Genomic DNA, 6,752 nt, shown 5'->3' with positions numbered 1-6,752 from the left:
CCCGCCCCCCCCCGCTTCATCGAAGAGCGGCCGGTACTTCAGCTCCCACTCCAGGCTCCCGAGTGGCGAGAGCCAAGCAAGCGCGAGCGAGCCGAGCCTGACGCCGGGTCTGGTGCCGATCGTGGCGTCGCAGTCATCGACTTCTTCATCTGACGCGGGCTGGGCACAGGGCGCTGTACAAGCTGCCAGCGAGGGCGAGCTCGCCATGGGTTCCAAAGGGACGGTCTAGGCCGTCCCTTTTGCGTTGGTTGGTGAGCGCGCCGGTCGGGGCGCGCCAATGATAGCGTTCGTGGCGTGGCGCGAACCAACGAGCAGGTCTCATCGACGGTGGCTGTGGACGACGAGACCGAGCTCGCCCACCAAGGGTATCGGCTGTTGATCCTGTCGGGTGAGCTGCGCGGGCGCGAGGTCGAGATCGTCAAACCCGTGGTCACGATGGGTCGGTCGCGCCAGTGCGAGGTCGTGCTCCCCGATGACTCGGTCAGCCGCGTTCACGCCGAGATACGCCGCGAAGGCGAGCGATATCGATTGCTCGATCGCGAGTCGACCGCCGGTACCTTCCTCGGCGGCTCGCGCATCAAAGACGCGTTCTTGCGTCCCGGCGACGAGCTGCGGCTCGGCGCGCTCGAGCTGCGCTTCGTGCCCCGCGACCGTCAGCCCGAGCTGCTGCCGAGCGAGGCGGATCGGTTTGGACCCGTGCTCGGGCGCAGCTTGGCCATGCGCCGGGTGTTCGCCGTGCTCGAGCGGGTCGCCGATCGCGACGTGCCCGTGCTGATTCGCGGCGACACGGGCACCGGCAAGGATCTGGTGGCGCGAGCGATCCACGAGGCGTCGGGCCGCCGCGAGCAGCCGTTTGTGATCGTCGACTGCGGCGCGCTCGCGGCCGATCAGATCGAGACCGAGCTGTTTGGCGTGCGCGACGATCCTGGTCGTCGCGGTGCGTTCGCGCTCGCCGATCGCGGCACGCTGCTGCTCGATGAGGTCGGTGAGCTGCCGGCCGATCTTCAGCCCAAGCTGCTGCGCGTGCTCGAGAGCGGCCGGTTTCGCCAGGTCGGTGGCAGCGAGGAGCTCGCCGTCGATGTCCGCGTGCTCGCGGCGAGCAACCGCGAGCTGCTGACGCCGGGTGACGACGAGGCGTTCCGGGAAGACCTCTACTTCCGGCTCGCCGTCGTCAACTGCGAGCTGCCGCCGCTGCGTGAGCGACGCGACGACATTGCGATGCTGATCGAGGCCTTCTCGCGGCGGCTGCCGCCGGGGATGTGGCGTCCGCCCGGGCCCGAGGCGATGGCGCGGCTGCTCGGCTACGACTGGCCAGGCAACGTCCGCGAGCTTCGCAACGTGGTCGAGCGCAGCGCCTACCTGTCACCGGATGGCGTCATCGATCTGATGGCGTCCGATCGTCGCGCCGAGGCCGACGCGCGGGTGGTGTCCTTCGACCCAACCTTGACCTTCCGGGAGCAGAAGGAGCGGGCGGTCGAGCGATTCGAGGAGGCCTACCTGCACTGGTTGCTCGAGCGCGCGGGCGGCAACATCTCTCGTGGTGCCCGCGAGGCGGACATGGATCGGAAGTACCTGCACAAGCTCCTGCGTCGCTATGGTATCGACGCCAAGCAGTTCGCCAGCCGCTGAGCCCATTTGCCATGCCTCACGACCCCGAGCACGCCCTCGAGGCCCGACCTGGTGTCCGCTGATCGAGCGCGGAGGATGCAGGCGTGACCCTCGCTGATCTGCTCTCGGCGCTGACCTGGCGCGACGTCGTCGACTTCGCGCTGCTGTTCGTGCTCGCCTACGCGGTCTTGCGTCAGCTCAAGGGCACGCGCGCGCTGCCCGTGCTGATCTTGGTCGCGCTGCTGGCCGCCGCCGGGTTCGTCGCGCGTGAGCTCGAGATCGTCGGCGTCGGCGTCCTGCTCAAGTACTTCCTCGAGTACATCATCATCATCCTGATCGTGGTGTTTCATCAGGAGCTGCGGCGCCTGTTGGTCCGGGTGGGCCAGCGCTTGATGCCGCAGTCGCGCCGCGCGGCAGCCGAGACCGCGGTCGAGACCCTGATCAGCTCGTGCGAGCGGCTGGCCAAGGCGCGAGTCGGGGCGCTGTTCATCCTCGAGGGGGAGCTCGACGTGCTGGAGGTCTGCACCGACGTCGGCAAGCGGATCGACGCGCCGCTGGTCACCGAGACCCTGGTCGCGCTCACGCTCCCGCACTCGCTCAACACCGCCCACGATGGGGCGATCTTGATCCGCGAGTTTCGGATCGATCGTGCGGGGGTCGTGTGTCCGCTGTCGACCCGCGATCTCGACCCACGGTTTGGGACCCGTCATCGCGGCGCGATCGGGGTCAGCGAGGAGTGCGATGCGCTGGTGATCGCGCTGTCCGAGGAGCGCGGTGACATCCGCGTGGTCGAGGGCGGCGTGATCAGCGAGCCGGTCGACTCGGCAGGGCTCGAGCGCCAGATCTACGCGTGGATCGATCGCCCGGCGCCAACCGTGGCCGCGGGGGCGGCGACGAGCCGGGCGGACATGCAGCTGGACGCCGACGGGTCCGAGCTGCCCGCCAGCGCCAGCACCAGCGCGGGCTCACGGGGGAACGGCTGATGGCAGAGGATGCACCCCGCAGCTGGCTGGGCCGCGCGGGCGCCGTCGCCGTCGAGGTCGCGACCAAGCACTGGGGCACCAAGATCATGGCGTTCTTCCTCGCGCTGATCGTGTTCATCGTGACGCGCGACGAGGTCACCCGCAGCTTCACGATCCCCCTGCGCGTCGTCGACGATCCCGATCGCGTGCTGCTGACCGCGCCGCCGGAGACCGTCGAGCTGCGCCTGCGGGGGCCGTGGGTCAACGTCAACCGGATCGCCGCCGTGGAGCTGGGCACGGCGACCCTGGATCTGCGCGAGGTCCGGCCCGGGCCGATGGAGCTCGATCCGGCCGCGATCGTGATGCCGCCGGGTGTCGTGCTCGACGCGCTCGACTACGATCATGTCGACCTGCGGTTCGAGGCGGTCATCGAGCGCAAGCTGACGATCGTTCCGGTCGTCGTCGGCGCGGTCGATCCGGATCATAGGCTGGTGGCGACCCGGGTCGAGCCAGACAGCTGGATCGTGCGCGCGCCCGTGTCCGACCTGAAGGGCGTCGATCAGCTGTACACGCGGGCGGTCGACATCGACGGCGCGACCGCGAGCGTGCAGACCCAGGTCTCGCTCGAGCCACCCCCGGTGCGACTGCTGTTTTTCGGCGTCCCGACCGGCGACCTTCCGTCGGTCCGGGTGGTCGCGGAGGTCGCGGACGTGATCGGCGAGATCGAACTCGAGGTCGAGACCGGCGAGGCCCTGCGCGAGGCGTTGCCCGAGCTCGCGCCGAGCGTGCTGCCCGGCGCCGAGCGGGTCAGCGTGCGGGGACCTCGCGCCAGGCTCTCGGCTCTGACCGGCCTCGAGCACCCGCTGCGCCCGATGATCGAGGTCGAGACCGCCAGCAAGCGCGGGGCGCCGATCTCCGTGACCGTTCGCTTCGAGTGGGGTTCCGAGGTCCCGACCGCCGCGGCCGAGCAGCTGTCGATCGTGCCGCCGCTGATCCGCCTGCGCCTGTCGCCGCAGGGTGTCGAGCTGCCTGACGCGCCCGACTGAGGGCGGTGAGGGGTCGGCGCTCGGGCTTGGATCTGGTCACGGATTTGGTCGCGGAGCTGGTCACGGAGCTGGTCACGGTTCTGGTCACGGAGCTGGTCACGGATCGGGCCGAAGCGAGGCGGTTCGGCTGAGGTAAGCTCCGCCGCGTGGCCAAGCAACGCAAGCTCTTCGGCACCGATGGGATCCGCGGTCGCGCGAACGTCCACCCCATGACCCCAGACGTGGCGATGCGGTTTGGAATGGCCGTCGCCGCGCACTTTGGACGCGAGGGCAAGGTCGTGGTCGGCAAGGACACGCGGCGCAGCGGTTACATGCTCGAGACCGCGCTCGCGTCGGGGCTGTGTGCGCTGGGGGTCGACGTGATGCTGACCGGGCCGCTGCCGACGCCTGGGGTCGCGTACCTGGCCAAGTCGATGCGCGCCGACGCGGGGGTGGTGATCTCGGCCAGCCACAACCCGTTCGAGGACAACGGGTTCAAGCTGTTCGCCAACGACGGGTTCAAGCTGCCCGACGCGGTCGAGAGCCACATCGAGTCGCTGATGGAGCGGGGCGCGGTCGATGACCGGCTCGCCCACGGTGAGAACATCGGCAAGGCGTTTCGGCTCGAGGACGCGGGCGGGCGCTACATCACCCACGTCAAGCACGTGCTGCCGCAGGAGTTTGGCCTCGACGGGCTGCGGGTCGTGGTCGACTGTGCGCACGGGGCCGCCTACAAGATTGCGCCGAAGATCTTCGAGGAGCTCGGGGCGGACGTCGTGCGGATCGGCGTCGAGCCCGACGGCACCAACATCAACGCGGGGTTCGGCGCGATGCATCCCGAGCAGCTCTCGCACGCGGTTCGAGAGTATCGGGCCGACTTTGGTGTCGCCCTGGACGGCGACGCGGACCGGGCGGTGGTCTGCGACAACCGCGGGCAGATCGTCGACGGCGACGCGCTGCTGGCGATCATTGGGCGCGACCTGGCGACGCGTGGCCAGCTGACGGGCGACGCCGTGGTCGCGACGGTCATGTCCAACATCGGGCTCGAGCGCAGCCTGGCGCAGGTCGGCGTGAACCTGGTGCGCACCCCCGTCGGCGATCGCTACGTCGTCGAGGCCATGCGCGAGCGCGGCTGCAACCTGGGCGGTGAGCAGTCGGGGCACCTGATCTGCCTCGAGCACGCGACGACTGGCGATGGTCTGGTCGCGGCCCTGAAGGTGCTCACGGTGATGGTCCGCGAGCAAAAGACGCTGGCCGAGCTGGCGGCGGTGATGACCCGCTATCCCCAGGTCTCACGCAGCTTCACGGTGCTCCGCAAGATCCCGCTCGCGCAGCTCGAGCGCGCGAACCAGGCGATCGCGGCGGTCGAGCAGCGGCTCGGCGACGAGGGCCGGGTGGTCGTGCGCTACTCGGGCACGGAGTCGAAGCTGCGGGTGATGGTCGAGGGCACCGACGAGCGCGCGCTCGCGCAAGCGGTCGAGGAGATCGCAGAAGTTGCGATCGCCGAGATCGCCGCGAAGCTGAGCTGAGCCGGGTCGACCGGCTGTACACTTCGACTGTGCGAACGTCGGCGCCAGCGAGGCTGTGGACCGCGAGCGTGGCCGCGGCCGCGGATCGGCACACGATCGAGCAGCTGGAGATGCCGTCATCGGTGTTGATGGAGCGCGCGGCGCTGTGCGTGAGCGCGGAGGTCGAGCGACTCGCGGACGCGCGCGGGGTCGAGCAGATCGTGATCTTGGTCGGGCCGGGCAACAACGGCGGTGATGGGCTAGCGATCGCTCGGCAGCTGCATGGGCGCGAGCGAGCGGTCGTCGCGGTGATGGTCGGCGGGCGCCACAACGCCGCGGTGGCGGCCCAGCTGCAGCTCGCGCGTGCGCATGGCGTGGAGGTCGTCACCGAGCTCCCGCCAGCGCCCGCGGACGCGACGATCATCGTGGACGCGCTGTTGGGCACGGGCAGCCGCGGGGCGCCGCGTGGGGCCGTCGCGGCTGCGCTGCAGTGGCTGGCGGTGGCGGTCGATGAGCTAGGTCGCGAGCGCCTGATCACCGTCGCCGTCGATCTCCCCAGCGGCGTCGACGTCGACTCGGGGGCGGTGCCGGGCGCGGTCGCGAGCGCGGCGCTGACGGTGACGTTTCAGCGGAGCAAGCCGGGCCTGCACCTCACGCCGGCCCGCGATCATGTCGGTGAGTTGGTGGTCGCCGAGATCGGCTTGGTGGCGGTCGAGGAGCCCGAGCAGATCGAGCTCATTGATCCGGCGTGGGTGGCCCGCTGGCTCGCGCCGCTCTCGAGCCCAGCACACTCCCCGGCGCACTACCCAGCACACTACCCGGCACATAAGGGCCAGCGCGGCCACGTGGGCGTGATCGGTGGTGGCGGCGGCACACCGGGTGCGGCGATCCTGGCGGCGACGGCGGCGATGCGCAGCGGCGCGGGCCTGGCCACGCTCGCGCCGCTCGACCTTCAGCTTCGTCATGCGCTGATCGAGCTGCGTCCCGAGCTGATGCTGGCGGCTCCCGAGCACGCGTGGGTGATCCCGCAAGCCGACGTGCTGGTCGTGGGTCCGGGCCTGGTCGACGCAGATCAGCAGGCGCTCGACGACCTGCAGCGCAGCGACGCGAGGCCGATGGTTTGGGACGCCAGCGGCCTCGAGCACTACCACTTGGCGCCGGGGGCCGGTCCGCGGATCTTGACCCCGCACCCTGGCGAGGCGGCGCGCATGCTGGACCGGGTCGCGCCCGAGCGAGCCTGGACCAGCGCGCGCGTCCAGGCTGATCGACGCGCGGCCGCCGAGCAGCTCGCGCTGGCGACACGCGCGGTGGTGGTGCTCAAGGGCCAAGGAACCATCGTCGCTCGCGCCGCCGGAGCAGGGGCGGGGAGCTGCCTGGCGATCTGTACGCGTGGAGGCCCGGCGTTGGCGACCGCGGGATCCGGTGATGTGCTGGCCGGGGCGATCGCTGCGTTGCTCGCGCGCGGGCTCGATGCCTGGACGGCCGCGTGCGTGGGTGTCTACGTGCACGCGCTCGCAGGCGACTGCCTGAGCGTCAACGGCACGCTGGCGATGGACATCGCCGACACCCTGCCGACGGCGTTCATGCAGGCCGTGGCCGACCCGACCATCCCGGACTGGCCGAGGCTGGTGCGCGGCTAAACCAGTACT

At 70.4% G+C, this 6,752-nt stretch carries 6 protein-coding genes; all 6 read left to right on the top strand.

Annotated elements, in window-relative coordinates; translation table 11 throughout:
* Positions 1–294: 294 nt before the first annotated feature.
* The 6 genes from ENSA7_RS19965 (at position 295) to ENSA7_RS19945 (ending at position 6,743) form a co-directional block, all read left to right on the top strand.
* Positions 295–1,629 (top strand): FHA and sigma-54 interaction domain-containing protein, encoded by a 1,335-nt coding sequence (locus tag ENSA7_RS19965; RefSeq protein ID WP_244923848.1) that lies wholly within the window; start codon positions 295–297, stop codon positions 1,627–1,629.
* An 83-nt stretch (positions 1,630–1,712) separates the two neighbouring features.
* A complete protein-coding gene (locus tag ENSA7_RS19960) occupies positions 1,713–2,591 on the top strand; it encodes a diadenylate cyclase (RefSeq protein WP_106090905.1) in 879 nt (292 codons plus the stop codon).
* Complete coding sequence (locus ENSA7_RS19955) at positions 2,591–3,616, top strand: YbbR-like domain-containing protein (protein ID WP_106090904.1); 1,026 nt, start codon at positions 2,591–2,593, stop codon at positions 3,614–3,616. The genes ENSA7_RS19960 and ENSA7_RS19955 overlap by 1 nt, the downstream gene beginning before the upstream one ends.
* Positions 3,617–3,621: 5 nt before the next feature.
* Positions 3,622–3,747, top strand: coding sequence for a hypothetical protein (locus ENSA7_RS45825; RefSeq protein WP_280524023.1), 126 nt, complete (start codon positions 3,622–3,624; stop codon positions 3,745–3,747).
* A 15-nt stretch (positions 3,748–3,762) separates the two neighbouring features.
* Entirely contained in the window at positions 3,763–5,124 is a 1,362-nt protein-coding gene (gene glmM, locus ENSA7_RS19950) for a phosphoglucosamine mutase (RefSeq protein ID WP_106090903.1), read from the top strand.
* A 29-nt stretch (positions 5,125–5,153) separates the two neighbouring features.
* A complete protein-coding gene (locus tag ENSA7_RS19945) occupies positions 5,154–6,743 on the top strand; it encodes an NAD(P)H-hydrate dehydratase (RefSeq protein ID WP_106090902.1) in 1,590 nt (529 codons plus the stop codon).
* Positions 6,744–6,752 lie beyond the last annotated feature (9 nt).

The sequence above is a fragment of the Enhygromyxa salina genome, from assembly GCF_002994635.1.
GTDB classification, from domain to species: domain Bacteria; phylum Myxococcota_A; class Polyangia; order Nannocystales; family Nannocystaceae; genus Plesiocystis; species Plesiocystis salina_B.
Note: the sequence above shows the minus strand (reverse complement) of the source record. Positions and strands in the feature narration are given on the sequence as shown.

Coding starts and splice junctions, on each gene's coding strand:
- ENSA7_RS19955 (WP_106090904.1), top strand. CDS start 2,591: ATGGCAGAGGATGCACCCCGCAGCTGGCTGGGCCGCGCGGGCGCCGTC.